This is a genomic window from Roseixanthobacter liquoris, assembly GCF_043195135.2.
In the GTDB taxonomy this organism is placed as follows: domain Bacteria; phylum Pseudomonadota; class Alphaproteobacteria; order Rhizobiales; family Xanthobacteraceae; genus NCEH01.
Map to the genome: position 1 here is coordinate 4,659,050 of NZ_CM195537.1, position 20,337 is coordinate 4,679,386.

Here is a 20,337-nt window from a genome sequence, read left to right on the forward strand (position 1 = left end):
CGCAAAGGCCGCGCGATACGAAGCAGGTTGAGGTGTGCAAGGTCAGGCACCGAGCGAAAGCCAAGGCGGGCTGCCTCCGACATTTCGAGGGCAGCGTATCCCGCGCCCCCGGCCCGCCCGAACGGCCCTCGCATGAAGGTCACTGTCTCGGACGCGGCTTACGTAGTGCAGAAACGGCTATTTTGCAAGGCTTGCTTGGCTTTCGGGCCCGATCCGGGGGAAACCCGCGCATATTGCAGCGCACTTCGCGCGGTTTGGGCTGTGCGTGCCGCCGGCGGCACGTCGGCCGGGATCAGTCGGTGACAATCTTCACCTTGTCGCCGTAGCGCAGCTTGGCGTCCTTATCGAGCCCGTTGAGGATCAGGAAGCGCTCCATGGGCCGGTCGGGGGTCTGCATGCGGGACGCCATCTTGTCCACGGTGTCGCCGAGGCCGACCGAGACCACGCGGATGCGCAGCGGCTTCACCGTCTCCGCCTCGTCGCTGGCCACGCGGCGGAAGGTGTCGGCGGCCTCGCGGAATTGCGCGTCCAGTTCCGGCGTCAGGTTCCGCGCGGCGAAGATCAGGCGATAGACGTCCGAGCCGAAGCGGATGGCGAACATGCGGAACGACCATTGCTCGCCCCGCGCGATCGCGGTCGCCGCCATGAAGCCGTTGACGGTGAGCGTCTCCACCGAATTGATCTCCACCCCCTCGATCCAGCCGGAGGAGAGATATTGGCCGAGCGACTGGTCGCCGTTCACCCGCACCGCATCGAGCCGCAGCGCCTCGGAGCCCGAGGCCGTGGCGCCGAGCACCGCCTGGGAGGTGTTCTCCAGCGAGAAGCCTTCCGGCGCCACGAAGGTGAAGCCGAGCTTGGGATGGAAGAACTTGCGCCCGCGCACGAAGCCTTCCTTCGGGTCGTCGCCATAGACCATGCCGTTGATGGCCGAGAGATAGGCGGCCTTGTCGCGCTCGCCGGTGCTGGCGCCCGACGCGCCGCTGCCATTGGGCGTGGCATATTGGCGGGCATTGGCATTGGCGATCGAGATGCGCTCGGGCGTCGCGGGATGGGTGGAGAGGAAGTCCATCTCCGGCGTCGTGGCGGAGGACATGCCGCCGAGCCCGCCGCCGGTGCTGCGCAGGCTCGCCTGCTTGCCCATGTCGGTGAGGAAGCGCGAGGCGCCGAACGGATCGAAACCGGCGCGGGCGGAAATCCCCACCCCGATGGCATCCGCCTCCAGTTCCTGGCCGCGCGAGAAGCTGGCCAGCGACATGCGGCTCTTCTGCATGGCGAGCGCGCCGAGATCGGGGTCGTTCACCACGTCGGAGATCACGCGGCTCACGAGCACCGCCTGCTTGGTCTGGTCCTCGCGGATGGAGGCATGGCGCGCGATGACGTGGGCCATTTCGTGCGACAGGACCGAGGAGAGTTCGGAGGTGTCGTTGGCCAGCGCCAGCAGGCCGCGCGTCACGTACAGCGAGCCGTCCGGCAAGGCGAAGGCATTGATGGCGGGCGAGTTCAGCACGGTGACGCGATAGCGCAGGTCCGGCCGCTCGGAGGCCGCCACGAGGCGTTCCACCACCTGCTGGATCAGCGCCTTCAATTCCGGATCGTCATAGGCGCCGCCGTAGCTCGCCACCAGACGCTCGTGCTCGCGCTTCTGGGCCGGCGTCATCTCCGGCAGTTCGGCGCGGGCCGCGCCATCGGCGGCCGGGGTGCTGAACCGGTCCATGTCGATGCCGGCGCAGGCGGTCAGCAGCACGGACAGGCCCAGGGCAAGCAGGATCGCGCGCAGCACGCGCGTGCCGGAGATCCCCCCGGTTCCCTCTGACCTCGGCCCGAACCCGCCAACCCCAGTCAACGCACATGCTCCTCGAAATCCAGCGCAGCCGCCGTCCGCAGGGCGAGCATCGGCCCGCCCTCTTCGTTAACCACGCCGCGCACATGCACAAAAGTGCCGGGCAAAATGGCGGGAGCGAGGCCTGCACGCGACATTCTGGCAGCACCGGATGCCGGAAGCGTCACCGTCACGTCCTCCCGCCAGCGGGGGCCGAAATTGAGATAGAGCAGGCCCCGGGCGTGATTGGCGGCACGCACCCGGCCCTCCACCAGGGTGAACAGGCCGACATGCTCCGCAACCGCGGCAATATCGGCGGCATCAAGGCGCGCGGCGGACGAGGCCCACAGGCCGGCATGGGCCGCGCGGGCGCGCTCCTCCGCCGCCCGCAACTCCGCCGCGCAAGCCGGCACCGAGGCGGGATCGGCATAGGCGGCGCCGGCCTGGAGCAGGGCCTGGGCCAGCGGAACGGCACCGTCCGGCGTGAGAACCAGCGCATCGGCGAGGCGGCGGCCGTATCGGTCCTGCTCGCCCGGTGCCAGCTGAAGCGTGCGGCCGACCAAAGCGGCACGCGCCGCGGCCTCCGCCTTGGCGGGAATCTCCGGCTCGGGGCTGAGGCGCGTGGGCAACACCGCGCCCTTCGGCACCAGGCGCAGGCCGCCGGACAGCCGCAGCGCGCCGTCGCGCACGTCCGTCACCACCTGCCAGGCGCCGTCGGCGCCCTCGCCGGTTTCGCCCGTCGCGCCCGGTCCGGGGGGAACCATGGCCCGGAGCTTCGGGCAGCCGGCAGCATCGGCGGGGGCTGCGCAGAGCACCGCCAGGATTGCTGCCAGAACCGCCCGCTGCGCGCCTTGTCTCAGGGCCTTCGATCCTCGATCTGGTTTGGAACCATTCCAATAGATGCCTTAAGTGTACCCTCCCGCGTCGGATGCTCCAAGCGCGGGCGCCGCCCTGCGCCTTCACCCTTTCTTACGGTGCGTTTCCCGGCGGGCGGCGGGCCCTGGATTTTGGCCGGGGAAGGTGGTTCCTTTTCAGATCAATTGGGGACGGCGGATTCGCGGCATGCTCCGGCATGCGCAGCCAAAAGGGCGGTGAAGCGTGTCGGAACGTGCAAAGCGGATGGCCGAGGGGCTCTTCAAACGGCCCGGCTTCTTGATCCGGCGCCTGCATCAGATCTATGTCGCCATCTATCTCCAGGAATGCGAGCGGTTTGGCACCACGCCGGTTCAATCGAGCGTGATGCAGGTGCTGCTGATCCAGCCCGGCCTCGACCAGGCGACGCTCGCGGCGGAAATCGGGGTGGACCGGACGACCACCTCCAACGTGCTGGCCCGGCTGGAGAAACGCGGCCTCATCAAGCGCGAGGCGACCGAGGACGACCGGCGCATCCGCCGCGCCTTCCTGACCGAGCAGGGCGAGGCCATGGTGGGCGAAATGCAGGCCGCGCTCGAGACCGCGCACAGCCGCCTGATCGCGCCCCTGCCGACGGAGGAACGGGCGCAGTTCATCCGCCAGCTGACGCTGCTGGTGGAATCCAACAATGATGAAGGACGCGCCCTGCTGCGCACTTTGTAGGCAGCTTTCGCCTAAAAAATCGCATTGACGCCCGTTTAGTTCATCAGCACACTGACGAAATGATGAAGACGAAGCGAGGCACGCTCCCGTCATTATCGTCAGCTTACTGACGATATGGCGACACGGCGATCCGCGCCGCGTTTTCGATCGGACCGGGGGGCGCACGCCCAAGGGCAACGAAGGCGCAGCCCGTTCGCGCCCAGGCTTCGACACGGCGCGTGATGCGATCACGCGCCGAAGACGAGATAAAAACGAATATTCCGCCACGAAAGGGTTGTTCTGTGCAGAGCTTGGATATTTTGGACAAGCAGGGCCTTCGCGGCTTCCTGAACATGGTGGAACGTCAATTCCCGGAAGAAATCCTGCGCATCAAGGACCGTGTCGACATCGACCTGGAATCCACCGCGGTGGTGTTCGAGCTGGAGCGCGCGGGCCGCAGCCCGGTGGTGGTGTTCGAGGACCTGGGCGGCAAGGGCATGCCGTGCGTCACGAATATTGCCGCGAACCGCAAGCTGCTTGCGGCCTGCCTGGGCGTCTCGGCGGCCGAACTGCCGATGGCGTTCCGCGACCGCTGCCAGAATTATCTGCCCTGCGAGATTGTCGATAACGCGCCCTGGAACGAAGTGGTGATCGAGGGCGACGACATCGATCTGACCAAGCTGCCGATTCCGCTGCAATTCTCGGTGGACGCCGCGCCCTATATCACCGCCGGCCAGCTCACCGCGCGCGACCCCAAGACCGGGGTCGACACCACCGGATTCCATCGCCTGATGCTCCGCGGCAAGAACAGGCTCGGCGTGTCCCTGCATTCGCGCCGCCGCATGTATGAGTTTCATCGCCGCGCGGAAGAAATGGGCCAGAATCTTCCAGTCGCCATCACCATCGGCATTCATCCGCTGCACTATATGGGCTCGATGACCTATGCCTATCCGCCCCAGGTGCGGAAGTTCGAGATCATCGGCGGCCTGTTCGGCGAGCCGTATCGTCTCGCGAAGTGCGGCGTCGGCGATCTCGAGGTGCCGGCCGGCGCGGAAATGATCATCGAGGGCGAGATCCTCGCGAATGTTCACGAGCCGGAAGGGCCGTTCGGCGAGTTCACCGGCTATGCGTCCTATCGGTCGACGCAGAACGTCTTCGTCGCGCACCGCATCCGCATGCGCCGCGACGCCATGTTCCACAGCGTCACGTCCGGCATGGCGAAGGATCACATCCTGATTTCCTGCGTGACGCGGGAGGGCGAGATCCTCAATGCGCTCAAGCGCAACCTGCCGAACGTGCAGGCCGTGCACGTGCCGCACTCCACCTGCGGCGCCTTCCTCGCGATCATCTCGATGAAGAAGACCGCCGAAGGCGAAGCGCAGATGGCCATCATGGCCACGCTCGGCACCGAGCTCTACACGAAATACGTCATCGTCGTGGATGACGACGTCGACATCTTCGACATGAACGATGTCTTCTGGGCCATTGCCACCCGGGTGCGGGCGGAGAAGGACATTTTCTTCATTCCCGGCGCCAAGGGCGCCATTCTGGATCCGAGTTCCGATCCCGAGAACTTCACCTTGACCAAGATGGGCATCGACGCGACCCGGCCGTCCGGCCGCGATTTTGCAGAGCGGCTCGTGATTTCGGAGGGCGACCGGGCCCGCGCCCGCGCTATCCTCGAAGGTGCCGGGGTGAAGATCCAGGGTTAGTCGTGCGGGCGCGGCGATCGAAGGTCGAAGTCGGATGAGCTTTATTGAAATCAGGAACGTCGATCTCAGGTACGGGTCGTCGGCCTCGGGAACCCTGGCGGTTTCCGGTGCCAGCCTCGACATCGAGCTCGGCGAATTCGTCGCCCTGGTGGGGCCGAGCGGGTGTGGCAAGTCCACCCTGCTCAAGCTGATCGCGGGTCTCGTGAAGCCGAGCGCGGGGCAGGTGCGCGTCTCCGGGCGCGCGGTCACAGAGCCGCTCAAGACCGTCGGCATGGCGTTCCAGAACGCCACCCTGCTGCCGTGGCGGACCATCCGCGACAACATCATGCTGCCGCTGGAAATCGTCGAGCCGCACCGGCGCACGCTCAAGCGGGATCGCGAGCAGAACCGCGCCAAGGTGGACGCCCTGCTGGAGAAGGTGGGACTCACCGGCTTCGCGGACCGCATGCCCTGGCAGCTTTCCGGCGGCATGCAGCAGCGCGCCCAATTGTGCCGGGCGCTGATCCACGAGCCCTCGATCCTCCTGCTCGACGAGCCGTTCGCGGCGCTCGATACCTTCACGCGGGAAGACCTCTGGGCGGTGCTCCAGGATCTGTGGCTGTTCCGCAAATGCACCATCGTGCTGGTCACGCACGAGCTGCGCGAGGCGGTCTATCTGGCGCAGACGGTGCACGTGATGTCCGCGCGCCCGGGCCGGCTGATCAAGAACCGGAGCGTGGAGATCGCCCGGCCCCGCACGCTCGAAACCACCTTCGAACCGGCGTTCGTGGATATCGTCCACGGTCTGCGCCAGGCCATCAGCGAGGGGAAAACCCCATGAGCTCCAAGACCCTCGAACGGATCGCCCCGTGGGTGACGACCCTCGTCCTGGTGCTGCTCTGGTGGCTGGTGATCGTGGTGTTCGACGTGAAGGCCTATATCCTTCCGACGCCGGGCGAGACGATCCAGGCGCTCTATCAATATCGCTATCCGCTCATGACCAACGGGTTGTCGACCCTGACGACGACGGTGATCGGCTTCGGCATCGCGGTGGTGTTCGGGCTCGCCCTCGGGATTGTCGTCGGCTCCTCGCGGCTCGCCTATTGCGCGGTCTATCCCGTGATCGTCGCCTTCAACAGCGTGCCCAAGGCCGCGCTGGTGCCGATCCTGGTGGTGTGGTTCGGGCTCGGGTTCATCCCGGCGGTCATCACCGCCTTCATGCTGTCCTTCTTCCCGGTGGTGGCGAACGTCGCGCTGGCCTTCTCCACCATCGAGCCGGAGCTGACGGAGCTGATGCGCTCGCTCGGCGGGTCGCGGCGGGACATGATCGTGAAGATCGGCATTCCCCGGTCCCTGCCCTATTTCTTCGCGTCGCTGAAGATCGCCATCACCTTGTCCTTCGTCGGCTCCGTGATCGCGGAAATCATTGGCGGCAATACCGGAATCGGCAATGTGATGCTGGTGGCCAGCTCCAATTTCAACATGCCGCTGGTGTTCGCGGCACTGGTCGTGGTGGGCGGGCTCGGCATCGGCATGTACGCCCTGTTCGACGTGTGGGAGCGGCGCTTCACCTCCTGGTCGGTGCGCGACGTCGCCTCCACGACGCCGACGGGTGGCTGAAGCGATGCGGATGAACGAACAGTCCCTCAAGGCGTTCGCGCTGGACCTCTACGGCCGCCCGGGCGTTGCCGCCGCCTGCCTGAGATTGCAGGAGAAAACGGCGCTGAACGTGAACCTGCTGCTGTTCGCAGCCTGGTTCGGCGCCTGCCTGCGGCGGGAGCTTTCGCCGGAGACCGCCGCGGCGGCACAGGAACGGGTCGGCGCGTGGCATCGCGAGATCGTGGTGCCCCTTCGCGCGGTGCGCCGCCGCATGAAGACCGGCCCCTCGCCGGCGCCGAGCGGGACGACGGGCGCGCTGCGCGGCACGCTCCAGGGCGTTGAAATCGAAGCGGAACTCATCGAGCTTGAAGAGCTGGACGCGTTCGCCCGCGCGCTCGCCGCGGCGCCCTCGCCGGCCGCGCCGGAGCCCTTGGCCCGGGCGGCGATGCTGGAGGTGGTGACGCTGACGACCGGCCGCGGCGCCGATGGGCAGGAGCGCTCGGACATCGCGGCGATTCTTTCCGCCTGCTTCACCCCGCAGGACCCGGGCGTGCTGCCCCTCTCCGCCCCGCCCAGCCTTCCCAGCGAGACCTTCTGATGCGCCGCCTGATCATTGCCCTGACCGGCGCGTCCGGCGCCATCTATGGGGTGCGCGCGCTCCAGATCCTGCGCCAGATCGAGGATGTGGAAACCCATCTCATCCTCACGCCCTCGGGCGTGCGCACGCTGCTCGCGGAAACCGATACCACCCCCGAGGAGGTGAAGGCGCTTGCCGACCAGGTGCACAATCCCAAGGACATCGGCGCGAGCGTGTCGTCCGGCTCGTTCGTCACCGATGGCATGCTGGTCGCCCCGTGCTCCATCAAGACCTTGAGCGGCATCGCCAATTGCTTCAACGAGGAACTGGTGGTGCGCGCCGCCGACGTGTGCCTGAAGGAGCGGCGGCGGGTGGTGCTGCTGCTGCGGGAAACGCCGCTCCATGCCGGGCATATCGACCTGATGGCCCAGGCGACCCGCAACGGCGCCATCATCATGCCGCCCGTTCCGGCCTTCTATCACCGGCCGACCTCGGTGGACGACATTGTGACCCAGACGGTTTCGCGGGCGCTCGATCTGTTCGGCATCGCCTCGCCCCTGGCCAAGCGCTGGAACGGCAAGGACGTGGATTAGCAGGCCCGAAATTCCACGGCCGCCGCCCAGCGTCCGCCAAAATGTTTCACGTGAAACAATGGCTTAGCGCAGACGAACAGGGGTTTCGTGGCGCTTCTCCGCGGCGGCTCGGCGTTTGAAGGTGCGGATTCGCCCGGATTCGGCACCTGTTCGGGAAACCGACCCCGTCGCGGCACGCGCGTCCTAGACGCTACCCATGGCGGCGGAGAAGGAGCGGGCGGTGGGCGGCAGCAGCACGATGGCCACGTCCACGTCGTCGCCCGCCTTGGCGAATTCCGCGCGCACCGAGGCGGACAGCTCGGCCACCGCGTCGCGCGCCTGGGCCACCGTCCAGGCGGGGTCGAAGCCGAGATGCAGCTCCACCATCATCTTGCCGCCGTGGGAGCGGGTGCGGATGTCGCCCAATTCCTCGAAATCGTCGAAATGGGCGGTGAGCGCCTTGAGGATGCGCAGCTGGCCGGCTTCGCCGATCGCCTGGTCGAGTAGCGAGCCGAGCGAATTCGTAAGCATTTCGAAGATGTTGTACAGCATGAAGGCGATCACCACGAAGGATGCCGCCGGATCGAGATACGCCACCCAGGCGATCTCGTCGAACACCGAGGTGATCACCGTGACGATGAACACCGAGCCGCTGGAGCAGGCCGAGACCAGATGCACCCGCGCCTGGGCCGCCAGCACCGGCGACTTGGTCTCCCGCGCCAGACGCACCGCCTTGCGGTTCAGATAGCCATTGCCCACCACGGCCACGAAGGTCACCGCGAGGCCGAGGCCGGCGCCGCTCACCGGCTCGGGATGCAGCACGCCCATGATGGCACGCGAACTGGCGATGATCACCAGCACCACCTGAAGCACCGCGATCATCAGCTCGGCCAGGTTCTCCAGCTTGCCGAGGCCGTAGGCATAGCGCCCGGCGTTCCCCTTGTGGGCGATGCGCAGCACCAGCCAGCAGGCGGTGAGCGAGGTGAGATCGAAGGAGGTGGCCAGAAGGTCGGTCAGCACCGCCGCCGAATTCGTCATGGTCGCGGCGAGCACATAGAAGGGGAACAGGCAGGCCACGAAAATCATGGCCTGGAACGACAGATTCTGGCTGGTTGATCCCGACACGCAACGCCCCCTTCGCTCGCCTCGGCGCATGAGGACCGCGCAAGCCCGCGCCGTCAAGCGCCAACACCGCGCCGCACGGGAGAAGGCTCGAAATCACCCGGGAAAACCGCCGGGACCGTTGCGCTGCAAACCCCCGCTGGGCAACATAGGGCGCTGTTCGCGGGGGGCTCCATGTCCAAGACAAATTCGGGCAATTTCTTCGAGGATTTTTCCATCGGCCAGATCATCCGCCACGCGACGCCGCGGACGGTGACGGTCGGCGATGTCAGCCTCTATAGCGCCCTCTACGGCTCGCGCTTCGCCGTGCAGTCGGGCGACAGCTTCGCCCAGGGCCTCGGCTATCCCCGCGCGCCGGTGGACGATTTGCTGGTGTTCCACATCGTGTTCGGCAAGACCGTGCCGGACATCTCGCTGAACGCGGTGGCGAATCTCGGCTATGCGGGCGGCCGGTTCCTCGCCCCGGTCTATCCCGGCGATACGCTGCACGCGGTCTCCGAGGTGATCGGCCTGCGGGAGAATTCCAACGGGCAGAGCGGCGTGGTCTATGTGCGCTCCACCGGCTTCAACCAGGACGGCGTCGAGGTGCTGGACTATGTGCGCTGGGTGATGGTGCGCAAGCGCGACCCGCGCGCCCAGGCGCAGGAGACGCTGATTCCCGTCCTGCCCGCCGCCCTCGCCCCCGACGCGCTCGGCGACGCCGTGCCGCCGCTGGACCTGGAAGGCTGGCGCGACGACCTTTCCGGCTCGCCCTATCGTTTCTCCGACTATGAGATCGGCGAGCGCATCGACCATGTGGACGGCTCCACGGTTGAGGAAGCCGAGCATATGATCGCCACCCGCCTCTACCAGAACACCGCGAAGGTGCATTTCAACCAGTTCACCGAGGGCCAGGGCCGTTTCGGCCGCCGCCTGATCTATGGCGGGCATGTGATCTCCATCGCCCGAGCCCTGTCCTTCAACGGCCTCGCCAATGCCTTCCACGTGGCCGCCATCAATGGCGGGCGCCATGTCTCGCCCTTGTTCGCGGAGCTCACCGTGTTCGCCTGGAGCGAGATCCTCGACACGGCGGAAGTCTCGGGCCGCGACGACGTGGGCGCGCTGCGCGTGCGCACCATCGCCACCAAGGACAATCCCTGCACCGACTTCCCGCTGAAGGACGGCGAGGATTACGACCCGAGCGTCATCCTCGACCTGGACTATTGGGTGCTCATTCCGCGCTAGGTCCGCGCGTCATTTCGCAGGATGGCGCGCAGCGGCCGCGTCGAGGCACCTGACAGCAGGTCCCGGCTTTGCCGCGCCTTTACCTTTGCCGGTCCTTCACCTTTGCCGGTCCTTTACCGGCGTCATGGCCGGGCGCGTCCCGGTCATGACGCCGCGGCCGGATGCGCGAAAGCACGTGGTGCGTGCCAGCGGCATCGGCACGGGGCTCAAGCGAGGAAGGTCGACCGTCCCAGCCCGGGGCTCCCCGCCCGCTCCCGCCGAGGCGCAAGGGACCCAGCAGCAGCGCCCGGTATCTGGAATCGACCCGGATAGCGGCCCGTTTCGCCGCCTTCCCCAGAGGCGAACTGCGGCGCAATGACGCCCATCGCGCAATTGTGTCCTGACCCCGCCCCTCACGGCTCCCTCATGGGAACAGGTTGCAATGCACCACGCCTGCGCGTGCAGCGCAGCTAAAGGCGCGAACCTGGGCCGCCTTCCCTGGCGGATGGATAAGTCACAGAGCTGTCGTCCTTTTTGCTTTGCCCTTAGGGCAATTCGCGCCCTCCGCCCGGGGAGCGGGTCCGACCCGCGCTGCGCATCCGCGAGGCGGAATGCTGCTTTGCGAAAGGTTCACGCAAGCTCGTCTCGCTAGGGAAGACCCTGCGGCATGCCGCAACGTGCGGCCCTTAGGTAAGCTATTGATCCAAAGGCACATTTCCTAACGGCACGACTTGCAAGACGGCGCGGCGTCTGCTGTGCTCCGGCCTCTGCGTATCTGGCATGCCAAATACCGACGCCAAGGGAAGCCGGAATCGGCAGGACGTCACGTCCGACAGGATCAAGCGATGACCGCGCGCCGCGCGGGTGAATTCCAAACCCCAGAGTGCGGGCGGACGGGTTCCTAAGGCCACCCAGAATGGCCGCCCAAGAGGAAACGAACGAGGATAGCCATGGTTCAAGCCGAACAGTCCAAACTCGCGACGCAGCGCTGGTTTCAGCTCGCCTGCGGCGTGATCTGCATGGCGATGATCGCCAATCTCCAATACGGGTGGACGCTGTTCGTCGATCCGATCGAGGCCGAGCACCATTGGGGCCGCCCCGCCATCCAGACGGCCTTCACCATCTTCGTGCTCACCGAAACCTGGCTGGTGCCGGTGGAGGCCTGGTTCGTGGATCGCTACGGCCCGCGCCTCGTGGTGGCCTTCGGCGGCATCATGATCGCCGGCGCCTGGGTGATGAATTCCTACGCCACCTCGCTCGCCATGCTCTACACGGGCGCGGTCATGGCCGGCATCGGCGCCGGCTCGGTGTACGGCACCTGCGTCGGTAACGCGCTGAAATGGTTCCCGCATAATCGCGGCCTTGCGGCCGGCATCACCGCCGCCGGCTTCGGCGCGGGCGCGGCCCTCACCGTCATGCCCATCGCCCACATGATCCAGACCAGCGGCTACCAGGCCGCCTTCTTCTATTTCGGCATCGGCCAGGGCGCCATCGTGCTGGTGCTGTCGTTCCTGCTGCGCCATCCGCACGGCTCCATGGGCCCCGCGCCGAAGAAGAGCCGGGTGGTTCAGAGCGCGGTGGAATACACCCCGCGCGAGACCCTGGGCCGCCCGATCTTCTGGCTGCTCTACGCCATGTTCGTGATGGTCGCGGCCGGCGGCCTGATGGCGGCGGCGCAGATCGGCCCCATCGCCCACGACTTCAAGGTCGCCGACGTGCCGGTGAGCCTGTTCGGCGTCACCATGGCGGCGCTGACCTTCGCCATCTCGCTCGATCGCATCCTGGATGGCTTCGGGCGTCCGTTCTTCGGCTGGGTCTCGGACCGCATCGGCCGTGAGAACACCATGTTCATCGCCTTCACGATCGCCGCCGGCTCGCTGCTGATGCTGGTGTACAACGGCCACAACCCGTATGTGTTCGTGATCTTCTCGGCGCTGTTCTTCGGCGTGTTCGGCGAGATCTACTCGCTGTTCCCCGCCACCTGCGGCGATACGTTCGGCTCCAAGTATGCCTCCACCAACGCGGGCATGCTCTATACCGCGAAGGGCACCGCCGCGCTGCTGGTGCCGGCCGCGAGCATCGTCGCCGCCGCCTATGGCTGGTCCATGGTGTTCGCCATCTCGGTGGGGCTGAACCTCACCGCCGCCTTCCTCGCCATGTTCATCCTGAAGCCCTGGCGCGCGCGCATCTTCGCCCGCACCGCGACGAAGGACGATACGGCGCCGAAGGCTTTCGCCACCGAGCGCACCGCGCCCTGAGGAAGACGGGGACCGGCACGCCCGGTCCCCTTGCTCCCGACCGGCGAGCCGGTCACTGATTCGAAAGGCCGGCCCGCGCCGGCCTTTTTCATGTCAAAAGACCGCTAGGGCGCGACGGGCCGGACGGCCTGCGAACTCTTGACCGGCGACGGCATGGGCAAGGGCACGTCGTGCCGCCCGGCCGCTCCGGCGGGCAAAACCGGCGCCGGCGCCGGGTGAGCCCCGACGGCGCCGGGCACCGGGGGCAGGCCCGCGGCGGGGGCGCCCGCCAGCGGGACCGGCGCGAGGGAGAAGCGGGAGAAAAAGGCCCAGATCTCTTCGCCCGAATCCATGTCCTGGCTGCGCAGGCCGAGAAACGGCTGGGCCAGTTCGCCGGTGGTCTCGACCCGGGCCGGCGGCTGGTGGCCGCCGCGCTCCACGCGATAAAGCGCCACCTCCGCATTCTCGCGGCAGCCCTCCCACCGGCGCACGGAAATGCGGGTGCCGTCGAACGGCGCGAGGTCCGGCAGCTCGGTCACCTGCGCGCCGCCGCAGCCATCGGCCTTGGCGAATAGCGCCGCGCTGTCCGGCGCGGAGAGCGTCGCCCCGAGCGGGGTCCAGAAGCCGTCCCAGGAAATCACCGGGTCCGCCGTGCCGTGGATGAACATGATGGGCACCGCCCGCGCCGGACGGCAGGTCTCGCGCACATTGGCGGGGGCGGTGGCCATGATCACGGCATAGGCGGCGAAGGTCTCGGCATGCTCGCAGGCCATGCGCTCCACCATGAAGCCGCCGTTGGAGATGCCGACGAGATAGATGCGGTTGGGATCGGCGATGCCTTCCGCCACCAGGGACTGCGCCAGCATCAGCAGGAACGGCACGTCCTCGCCGGGGCGCAGCGCCGCCTTCAGGCGCATGGCCGCCGGGCGCGAATCATCCCACACCCGGCCGATGCCCTGCGGATAGGCCACCACCAGGCCCTCCCGCGCGGCGGTGGGCTCCAGGCCGAAATAACCCTTGAAGCTCGCGGAGGTCTGCGCCGCCCCATGCAGGGCGATGATGGTGGGGCGCGGGCCCGCGACGCCCGCCGGCCGCGACAGGAGAAAGGTGCGCTTCTCCTCGCCCACCTGCATGCTGCGCTCGCGCACGTCGTTCTGCGCCAGGGCGGGCAGGCCGGACGCCACCAGCAGCCCCACCCCCACCAGCGCGCCGCAGATCCGGCGCGATGCCCCATCGAAGCTCAAAAGCGGCCACAGCGCCGCGGACCCACACCGCATTCATTCATTCCCTGCCGCCCGCGCGCCAAGAGCCCTCTTGCGCGCGACGCCGCTTCACCTCGTGCCGTGCCCCGCCCCCTTAGACACCGAAGGGCGGCGCGGCTCCAGGCGTCGCCGCGATTTTTCGGCGTCGCAGGGCGCTTCAAGCCCGAATCACGGTATTATAAAACCCCCACAAATTGTTGCCAAAAAGCCACGGCAACAGGGCGGCGCCAGCCCCGAACACCGATTTTTGATCTGGCTCAAATCCGCCGCCCGCCTTAGGGTCAACCCTCTCGTTACGGATTCTTAACAGGGGCTGTCACGATGGGTATGGGGAATTGGGGCCGCGCGGCCCTCGCAGGTCTGGCGGCGCTGGTCGCTACCACGGGCGCCAATGCGGCGGACCTTTATACGCCGGTGAAGGCGCCGGTTGCTCCGGTGGTCGAGCAGAGCCCCTGGATGATCCGCCTGCGGGCGCTCGCCGTGCTGCCCAACGACAGCGGCCATGTGAACAACGTCCCCTTCTCCGACCTGTCCTATTCGGACTCGGTCGTGCCGGAACTGGACATCAGCTATTTCTTCACGAAGAACATCGCGGCTGAACTGATCCTCGGCGTGACGCCGCACAATATCTACGGCCAGGGTTCGCTGAACGGCACCAATGTGGGCCGCGTGTGGCTGCTGCCGCCGACCCTCTTGCTGCAATATCACTTCACCGATTTCGGCCCGTTCAAGCCCTATGTGGGCGCCGGCATCAACTACACGATGTTCTTCGACCAGGACGCCAAGGACGTGAACTCGCTGGACGTGAAGAACACGCTCGGCTGGGCGCTCCAGGTCGGCTTCGACTATATGATCGACAAGCATTGGGGCCTGAACGTCGACGTGAAGAAGCTCTTCCTGGAGCCCGACTTCACCATCACCACCGCTCCGGGCGCCCTGCCGCTGACCGGCACCGCCAACCTCAATCCCTGGCTGATCGGCGCGGGCGTGACCTACCGCTTCTGACGACCGCGCCGCCGGCCGCGTCCGTCGGCCGGGGCGTACAGCCAGGAACCTGAGCGCGGGATTCGTCCCGCGCTTTTTTTATGCCCGGCGCGGCGCGCCGTCGGACCGCTGCATTTGCCGGACCCCTGCATTTGCCGGCCCCCCGTATTTGCCGGACCCCTGCATTTTTTGCATTGCAACGTCTTCTCTTTTGCTCCGCCGCTCTGGCGCTCCCGGGGCGATCCGGACTAGCATCGCCGCCGGATCCGCCGGACCGCATTCCCAAGATGCAGCCCGCGTGGACACCTGTGGGCGGCGCACCGGACGACCCGGCCCCGCCCGCGTCGCGTGGAATGATTTGCGCTGCGTCATTTTCGGCAAAGGCGCGCATACTCTCCTTTGGAATCGTTGCGAACTGCCAACGATTGAGATACCTGATCGTTCGATTTTCGGAGGAGGCCCATGGCCGACAGCCCGCTGCGTATCGAGCGCCCGCTCTCTCCCCATCTACAGATCTACCGACCGCTCTTCACGATGGTGATGTCCATCGTGCACCGCATCACCGGTTGCGCGCTGTATTTTGGCACCGTCCTGCTGGTGTGGTGGCTTCTGGCCGCGGCCGGCTCGCCCGACGCCTACGGCACCTTCGCCGCCGTGGCCGGCTCCTGGATCGGGCGGCTCGTGCTGCTCGGCTTCACCTGGGCGCTGATTCACCACGCGCTCGGCGGCGTGCGCCACTTCATGTGGGATTTCATCATCGGCTTCGGCCCGAACGAGCGCGTGCTGCTCGCCAAGGCGACGCTCGCGGGCTCCATCGTCCTCACCCTGGTGGTGTGGGCGATCGGCCTTGCGGTCAAGGGCTGAGGAGACAGCATCATGCACAGTCCCAAGGCCCATTCCCCCATGCGCACGCCGCTCGGGCGCGTGCGCGGGCTCGGCTCCGCCCGCTCCGGCACGGACCATTTCTTCGTGCAGCGGGTCACCGGCCTCGCCAACCTGCTGCTGGCGATCGCTTTCATCGTGATCGTCATCTCGCTTGCCGGCGAGAGCTACGCCACCGTGCGCGCCGCCCTCGGCAGCCCGGTGATCGCGGTCATCATCCTGCTGACCCTGCTCTCCGTCACCACCCACATGCGCATCGGCATGCAGGTGGTGATCGAGGATTATGTCCATAACGAAGGCGCGAAGGTGCTCTGCATCATCGCCAACACCTTCTTCACGGTTGCGGTCGGCCTCGCCGGTGCGTTCGCCGTGCTCAAGATCAGCCTGGGAGGCTGACATGGCCGAAACCAACGGAACCAACGGCTCAGCCGCCCCCGGCATCAACGGCGCGGCCTATCCGATCATCGACCACACCTATGACGTGATCGTCGTGGGCGCCGGCGGCGCCGGCCTGCGCGCGGTCGTCGGCTGCTCGGAAGCCGGCCTGCGCACCGCCTGCATCACCAAGGTGTTCCCCACCCGCTCCCACACCGTGGCGGCCCAGGGCGGCGTCGCCGCCTCGCTCTCCAACATGGGCGAGGACAAGTGGGAATGGCACATGTACGACACCGTCAAGGGGTCGGACTGGCTGGGCGACCAGGACGCCATCGAATATCTGGTGCGCAACGCGCCCGCCGCCGTCTATGAGCTGGAGCATTGGGGCGTGCCCTTCTCCCGCACCGAGGACGGCAAGATCTACCAGCGCCCGTTCGGCGGCATGACCACGCATTTCGGCAAGGGCACCGCCCAGCGCACCTGCGCCGCCGCCGACCGCACCGGCCACGCCATGCTGCACACGCTCTATGGCGCGGCGCTGAAGCACAAGGCGGAATTCTTCATCGAATTCTTCGCCATCGACCTGATCATGGACGAGGACGGCCGCTGCCGCGGCGTGATCGCCCTGAAGCTCGATGACGGCACCATTCACCGCTTCCGCGCCCACACCACGGTGCTCGCCACCGGCGGCTATGGCCGCGCCTATTTCTCCGCCACCTCCGCCCACACCTGCACCGGCGACGGCAACGCCATGGTGCTGCGCGCCGGCCTGCCGCTGCAGGACATGGAATTCGTGCAGTTCCACCCCACCGGCATCTACGGCTCGGGCTGCCTGATCACCGAGGGCGCGCGCGGCGAAGGCGGCTATCTCACCAATTCCGAGGGCGAGCGCTTCATGGAGCGCTACGCCCCCTCGGCGAAGGACCTCGCCTCGCGCGACGTGGTGTCCCGCTCCATCACCATGGAGATCCGCGAGGGACGCGGCGTCGGCAAGAACAAGGACCACGCCTTCCTGCACCTCGACCATCTCGACCCGGCGATCCTGCACGAGCGCCTGCCCGGCATCTCGGAAAGCGCCAAGATCTTCGCCGGCGTCGACCTGACGCGCGAGCCGATCCCGATCATCCCGACCGTGCACTACAACATGGGCGGCATTCCCACGAACTATCATGGCGAAGTGCTGAACAAGGCGCACGGCGACCCGGACACCGTGGTGCCCGGCCTGATGGCCATCGGCGAAGCGGCCTGCGTCTCCGTGCACGGCGCCAATCGCCTGGGCTCGAACTCGCTGATCGACCTCGTGGTGTTCGGCCGCGCCGCCGCCCTGCGCGCGGCGGAGACGGTGCGCCCCGGCGAGAAGCAGCGCGAGCTGCCGGCCGATAGCGCCGACCTCGCGCTCTCCCGCCTCGATCATTTCCGCAACGCCAAGGGCTCCACGGCCACCGCCGAGCTGCGCGGCCGCATGCAGCGGGTGATGCAGAACAATTGCGCGGTGTTCCGCACCGGCGAGATTCTCGCCGAGGGCAGCAAGCTGATCCACGACGTGTTCAACGCGACGTCGGACATCGGCGTGACCGACCGGTCGCTGGTGTGGAATTCCGACCTGGTGGAAACCCTGGAGTACGACAACCTGATTGCCCAGGCGGTCGTCACCATGGAAAGCGCCGCCAATCGCCAGGAAAGCCGCGGCGCTCATGCGCGCGAGGATTTCCCGGATCGCGACGACCACAATTGGATGAAGCACACCCTCGCCTATCTCGACACGGCGAGCGGTCAGGTGCGCCTGGACGACCGTCCGGTCCACACCTACACGCTGTCGAACGACATCCAGTATATCGAGCCGAAGAAGCGGGTTTACTGAGGGGCGCCCGCGCCCCTCATCGCGAGGTTCCGGACGGGCGGCGCAGCCGCTCTCGTGAAGCAGGATGACCCATGGTTGAGCTCAGCCTTCCCAAGAATTCGCAGATCACCAAGGGCAAGGTGTGGCCGAAGCCCGCCAGCGCGAAGAAGGTCACGGAATTCCACATCTATCGCTGGAACCCGGACGACGGACGCAATCCGCGCCTCGACACCTTCTATGTCGATCGCGAGGATTGCGGCCCCATGGTCCTCGACGGTCTGATCTACATCAAGAACAAGATCGACCCGACGCTGACCTTCCGCCGCTCCTGCCGCGAGGGCGTGTGCGGCTCGTGCGCCATGAATATCGGCGGCACCAACACGCTCGCCTGCACCAAGGGCATGGACGAGGTGCTGGTGAAGGGCGTGGTGAAGGTCTATCCGCTGCCGCACATGGAAGTGGTGAAGGACCTCGTTCCCGATCTCACCCGCTTCTACGCGCAGCATGCCTCCATCGAGCCCTGGCTGCAGACCGACACCGCCGCGCCGGAGAAGGAATGGCGCCAGTCCAAGGACGATCGCGAGCGCCTGGACGGGCTCTATGAGTGCATCCTGTGCGCCTGCTGCTCCACTTCCTGCCCGAGCTATTGGTGGAACGGCGACCGCTATCTCGGCCCCGCCGCCCTGCTCCAGGCCCATCGCTGGCTCTCCGACAGCCGCGACGAGCGCACCGGCTCGCGCCTGGACAATCTGGAAGATCCCTTCCGCCTCTATCGCTGCCACACCATCATGAACTGCGCCCAGGCCTGCCCCAAGGGGCTGAACCCGGCCAAGGCGATCGCCGAAATCAAGAAGATGATGGTGGAACGCCAGATCTGATCCTGGCGCCGGGGCTTCGTCCGCCGGGGCCCACGTTCAGTCGTTCGGACAAAAAAACGCGCGGTGCGAGCCGCGCGTTTTTTATTGTCTTGGGGGATAGGGTCCCCCGGCAGCCCGAGGCGGCGGCGGCGCCCCTCGGCCATTGCCAGCGCCCTGAGGAAGCCCCCTTGGAGGGAGCAACCGCTGGCCCGCACCTCAATCCTTCTTGGGTGCGTTCTTGGAGGCCTTCGCGGCCGGGGCGCTCTTGGGGGCCGCGGCTTTCGGAGCGGCGGCCTTGGCAGCAGCGTCCTTGGGCGCGGCCTTCTTGGCGGGCGCACTCTTGGCGGGCGCACTCTTGGGGGGCGCACTCTTGGGGGGCGCACTCTTGGGGGGCGCACTCTTGGGGGGCGCACTCTTGGGGGCGGCCGGAGCCGGCGCAGCGGCGGGCGCGGCTTCCACCGCCCCGACGGGGGCAGCGACAGCGGCCGCTGGAGCTTTGGACACAGCCGCCTTGGAGACAGCCGCCTTGGACGCGGGAGCCTTGGACGCGGGAGCCTTGGCGGCGGAAGCTTTCGCCGCCGGCACCTTGGCGCCGTTGACCTTGGCCGGAACCGACGTCGCCGGCGCGGCGGCGGCAGCCTTCGGCGTGGCTGCCTTGGGAGCAGCATCGGTTTTGGCAGCGGCAGCGGTTTTGGGAGCAGCCGCCTTGGCTTTGGCGACCTTCGCCGGCGCGGCGGTCACCGGTGCCGAGGGGACGGGCGCTTCCGCGACCGGCGCGGGGGCGGCGGGCTTGGCCGCCTTGTCTTTCGCGGGCTTGCCCTTCGCGGCCTTGGCCTTCGCGGCGGGGGCCGGCACGGGCGCGACCGCGGGCGCGACCGCAACGGAAGCCTTCGCGGCGGAAGATTTCACCGGCGCCGCCTTGGCCACCGCCGGTTTGGCCTTGACCGTCTTCGACACCGCCGTCTTGGCCACCGCCGGCTTGGCATCGACCGTCTTGGTCGCGACTGTCTTGCGCGTGACCGTCTTGGCCTTGGACGCGGCGGGCGCCGGCGCAGCGGCGGGGGCGGCCGCGACCGGATTGGACACCGCCGCCTCGGAAGCGGTCGCCTTCGCCTTGGGCGCCGGTACCTTGGAGGCCGGTACCTTGGATGCCGGTACCTGGGCAGCGGCCGTCGTCGAATTCTGCTTCGCCGGCTTGGCCTTCGCCGCAGGGCGGGCCGCCTTGGCGGGCGCGGCCACAATCTTAGCGGGTGCGGAAACCGGCGCGGCGGACGCGGCAGCCGGGGCGGGCGTCGCCGCCACCGCAGGGCTCACCGCGGGCTTCGCCTTGGCCGGCGCGGCCTTGGTCGCCGCCAGCTTGGGGGCGGACTTGCCGGCGGTCTTAGCAACGGTCTTGGCGGCCGTCTTGGCGGGGGATTTGGCGGCCGTCTTGTCCGGCGCCTGCGTCAGCGCGGATGCAGCCAGAGCCTTGATCTCCTCAGGGGTCACGCTCGCGGGGTCGCGCAGGGCCCTGGCAGCGATCTTGCTCACCTCGGCGCTCGTCACTTCGCTCTTCGCCATTTCAGCCTCCGAATCAGCCGGCAGGCCCGGACACTCACAGAATCGTGTGTCCTCTAGCCTAAGCGATGCATCGCTGGTGTTTCCTTCGATTTGGTTAACGCGTCCGCGCGCACCGGCGAAATGCCGAAATCCCCAGGCTTCCCGCGCGCATGCCGGCGCCGTCACCAGCCTGTCGGAGAACCTATCTATGGTTGTGGCCGATG

At 67.3% G+C, this 20,337-nt stretch carries 18 protein-coding genes; 13 read left to right on the forward strand and 5 right to left on the reverse strand.

Annotated elements, in window-relative coordinates:
* Positions 1-292: 292 nt before the first annotated feature.
* A complete protein-coding gene (locus tag V5F84_RS20990) occupies positions 293-1,795 on the reverse strand; it encodes a M48 family metalloprotease (protein WP_394042109.1) in 1,503 nt (500 codons plus the stop codon).
* 44 nt (positions 1,796-1,839) lie between these two features.
* On the reverse strand, positions 1,840-2,583 hold the full coding sequence (locus V5F84_RS20995; protein WP_394041780.1) for a thermonuclease family protein: 744 nt from the start codon (positions 2,581-2,583) through the stop codon (positions 1,840-1,842).
* A 355-nt stretch (positions 2,584-2,938) separates the two neighbouring features.
* Here V5F84_RS20995 and V5F84_RS21000 point away from each other — a divergent pair, with 355 nt between their 5' ends.
* The 6 genes from V5F84_RS21000 to V5F84_RS21025 all read left to right on the forward strand — a co-directional run bounded on the left by V5F84_RS21000 (position 2,939) and on the right by V5F84_RS21025 (position 7,833).
* The gene (locus V5F84_RS21000; RefSeq protein WP_394041779.1) at positions 2,939-3,394 is read left to right on the forward strand and encodes a MarR family winged helix-turn-helix transcriptional regulator; all 456 of its coding nucleotides are present in this window, start codon (positions 2,939-2,941) and stop codon (positions 3,392-3,394) included.
* Between the two features lie 290 nt (positions 3,395-3,684).
* Positions 3,685-5,085: a UbiD family decarboxylase gene (locus V5F84_RS21005; RefSeq protein ID WP_394041778.1), complete on the forward strand. Its 1,401-nt coding sequence runs from the start codon at positions 3,685-3,687 to the stop codon at positions 5,083-5,085.
* Between the two features lie 34 nt (positions 5,086-5,119).
* On the forward strand, positions 5,120-5,905 hold the full coding sequence (locus V5F84_RS21010) for an ABC transporter ATP-binding protein (RefSeq protein WP_394041776.1): 786 nt from the start codon (positions 5,120-5,122) through the stop codon (positions 5,903-5,905).
* The gene (locus V5F84_RS21015; RefSeq protein ID WP_394041775.1) at positions 5,902-6,684 is read left to right on the forward strand and encodes an ABC transporter permease; all 783 of its coding nucleotides are present in this window, start codon (positions 5,902-5,904) and stop codon (positions 6,682-6,684) included. The genes V5F84_RS21010 and V5F84_RS21015 overlap by 4 nt, the downstream gene beginning before the upstream one ends.
* Before the next feature lie 10 nt (positions 6,685-6,694).
* Positions 6,695-7,261: a TIGR02444 family protein gene (locus V5F84_RS21020; RefSeq protein WP_394041774.1), complete on the forward strand. Its 567-nt coding sequence runs from the start codon at positions 6,695-6,697 to the stop codon at positions 7,259-7,261.
* On the forward strand, positions 7,261-7,833 hold the full coding sequence (locus V5F84_RS21025) for a UbiX family flavin prenyltransferase (protein WP_394041773.1): 573 nt from the start codon (positions 7,261-7,263) through the stop codon (positions 7,831-7,833). Before V5F84_RS21020 ends, V5F84_RS21025 begins: the two co-directional genes overlap by 1 nt.
* Positions 7,834-8,016: 183 nt before the next feature.
* Here the strand turns inward: V5F84_RS21025 and V5F84_RS21030 are convergent, their stop codons facing one another.
* Positions 8,017-8,937, reverse strand: coding sequence for a cation diffusion facilitator family transporter (locus V5F84_RS21030; protein ID WP_394041771.1), 921 nt, complete (start codon positions 8,935-8,937; stop codon positions 8,017-8,019).
* A gap of 171 nt (positions 8,938-9,108) precedes the next feature.
* Here V5F84_RS21030 and V5F84_RS21035 point away from each other — a divergent pair, with 171 nt between their 5' ends.
* Both V5F84_RS21035 and oxlT read left to right on the forward strand, forming a co-directional pair.
* Positions 9,109-10,158 carry a MaoC family dehydratase gene (locus tag V5F84_RS21035; RefSeq protein WP_394041770.1) on the forward strand — a complete coding sequence of 350 codons (1,050 nt, stop codon included), beginning with the start codon at positions 9,109-9,111 and terminating at the stop codon, positions 10,156-10,158.
* A 929-nt stretch (positions 10,159-11,087) separates the two neighbouring features.
* Positions 11,088-12,395 carry an oxalate/formate MFS antiporter gene (gene oxlT, locus V5F84_RS21040; protein ID WP_394041769.1) on the forward strand — a complete coding sequence of 436 codons (1,308 nt, stop codon included), beginning with the start codon at positions 11,088-11,090 and terminating at the stop codon, positions 12,393-12,395.
* Between the two features lie 104 nt (positions 12,396-12,499).
* On the opposite strand, the gene V5F84_RS21045 is transcribed toward oxlT, so the two are convergent.
* Positions 12,500-13,651 (reverse strand): CE1 family esterase, encoded by a 1,152-nt coding sequence (locus V5F84_RS21045; RefSeq protein WP_394041768.1) that lies wholly within the window; start codon positions 13,649-13,651, stop codon positions 12,500-12,502.
* 306 nt (positions 13,652-13,957) lie between these two features.
* Between V5F84_RS21045 and V5F84_RS21050 the strand changes: the two genes are divergently transcribed.
* From V5F84_RS21050 to V5F84_RS21070, 5 genes are all read left to right on the forward strand, one after another.
* Entirely contained in the window at positions 13,958-14,641 is a 684-nt protein-coding gene (locus V5F84_RS21050; protein WP_394041767.1) for an OmpW/AlkL family protein, read from the forward strand.
* A 441-nt stretch (positions 14,642-15,082) separates the two neighbouring features.
* A complete protein-coding gene (gene sdhC, locus V5F84_RS21055) occupies positions 15,083-15,484 on the forward strand; it encodes a succinate dehydrogenase, cytochrome b556 subunit (protein ID WP_394041766.1) in 402 nt (133 codons plus the stop codon).
* 12 nt (positions 15,485-15,496) lie between these two features.
* Entirely contained in the window at positions 15,497-15,898 is a 402-nt protein-coding gene (gene sdhD / locus V5F84_RS21060; protein WP_394041765.1) for a succinate dehydrogenase, hydrophobic membrane anchor protein, read from the forward strand.
* Between the two features lies 1 nt (position 15,899).
* Positions 15,900-17,738, forward strand: coding sequence for a succinate dehydrogenase flavoprotein subunit (gene sdhA, locus V5F84_RS21065; RefSeq protein WP_394041764.1), 1,839 nt, complete (start codon positions 15,900-15,902; stop codon positions 17,736-17,738).
* Between the two features lie 71 nt (positions 17,739-17,809).
* Positions 17,810-18,595: a succinate dehydrogenase iron-sulfur subunit gene (locus V5F84_RS21070; RefSeq protein ID WP_394041763.1), complete on the forward strand. Its 786-nt coding sequence runs from the start codon at positions 17,810-17,812 to the stop codon at positions 18,593-18,595.
* A gap of 195 nt (positions 18,596-18,790) precedes the next feature.
* On the opposite strand, the gene V5F84_RS21075 is transcribed toward V5F84_RS21070, so the two are convergent.
* A complete protein-coding gene (locus V5F84_RS21075; RefSeq protein ID WP_394041762.1) occupies positions 18,791-20,134 on the reverse strand; it encodes a hypothetical protein in 1,344 nt (447 codons plus the stop codon).
* Between the last annotated feature and the right edge of the window lie 203 nt (positions 20,135-20,337).

Coding starts and splice junctions, on each gene's coding strand:
- V5F84_RS21000 (WP_394041779.1), top strand. CDS start 2,939: ATGGCCGAGGGGCTCTTCAAACGGCCCGGCTTCTTGATCCGGCGCCTG.
- V5F84_RS21035 (WP_394041770.1), top strand. CDS start 9,109: ATGTCCAAGACAAATTCGGGCAATTTCTTCGAGGATTTTTCCATCGGC.
- V5F84_RS21025 (WP_394041773.1), top strand. CDS start 7,261: ATGCGCCGCCTGATCATTGCCCTGACCGGCGCGTCCGGCGCCATCTAT.
- V5F84_RS21070 (WP_394041763.1), top strand. CDS start 17,810: ATGGTTGAGCTCAGCCTTCCCAAGAATTCGCAGATCACCAAGGGCAAG.
- sdhA (WP_394041764.1), top strand. CDS start 15,900: ATGGCCGAAACCAACGGAACCAACGGCTCAGCCGCCCCCGGCATCAAC.
- sdhC (WP_394041766.1), top strand. CDS start 15,083: ATGGCCGACAGCCCGCTGCGTATCGAGCGCCCGCTCTCTCCCCATCTA.
- sdhD (WP_394041765.1), top strand. CDS start 15,497: ATGCACAGTCCCAAGGCCCATTCCCCCATGCGCACGCCGCTCGGGCGC.
- V5F84_RS21075 (WP_394041762.1), bottom strand. CDS start 20,134: ATGGCGAAGAGCGAAGTGACGAGCGCCGAGGTGAGCAAGATCGCTGCC.
- V5F84_RS21010 (WP_394041776.1), top strand. CDS start 5,120: ATGAGCTTTATTGAAATCAGGAACGTCGATCTCAGGTACGGGTCGTCG.
- V5F84_RS20995 (WP_394041780.1), bottom strand. CDS start 2,583: ATGGTTCCCCCCGGACCGGGCGCGACGGGCGAAACCGGCGAGGGCGCC.
- V5F84_RS21020 (WP_394041774.1), top strand. CDS start 6,695: ATGAACGAACAGTCCCTCAAGGCGTTCGCGCTGGACCTCTACGGCCGC.
- V5F84_RS21045 (WP_394041768.1), bottom strand. CDS start 13,651: ATGCGGTGTGGGTCCGCGGCGCTGTGGCCGCTTTTGAGCTTCGATGGG.
- oxlT (WP_394041769.1), top strand. CDS start 11,088: ATGGTTCAAGCCGAACAGTCCAAACTCGCGACGCAGCGCTGGTTTCAG.
- V5F84_RS21050 (WP_394041767.1), top strand. CDS start 13,958: ATGGGTATGGGGAATTGGGGCCGCGCGGCCCTCGCAGGTCTGGCGGCG.
- V5F84_RS21015 (WP_394041775.1), top strand. CDS start 5,902: ATGAGCTCCAAGACCCTCGAACGGATCGCCCCGTGGGTGACGACCCTC.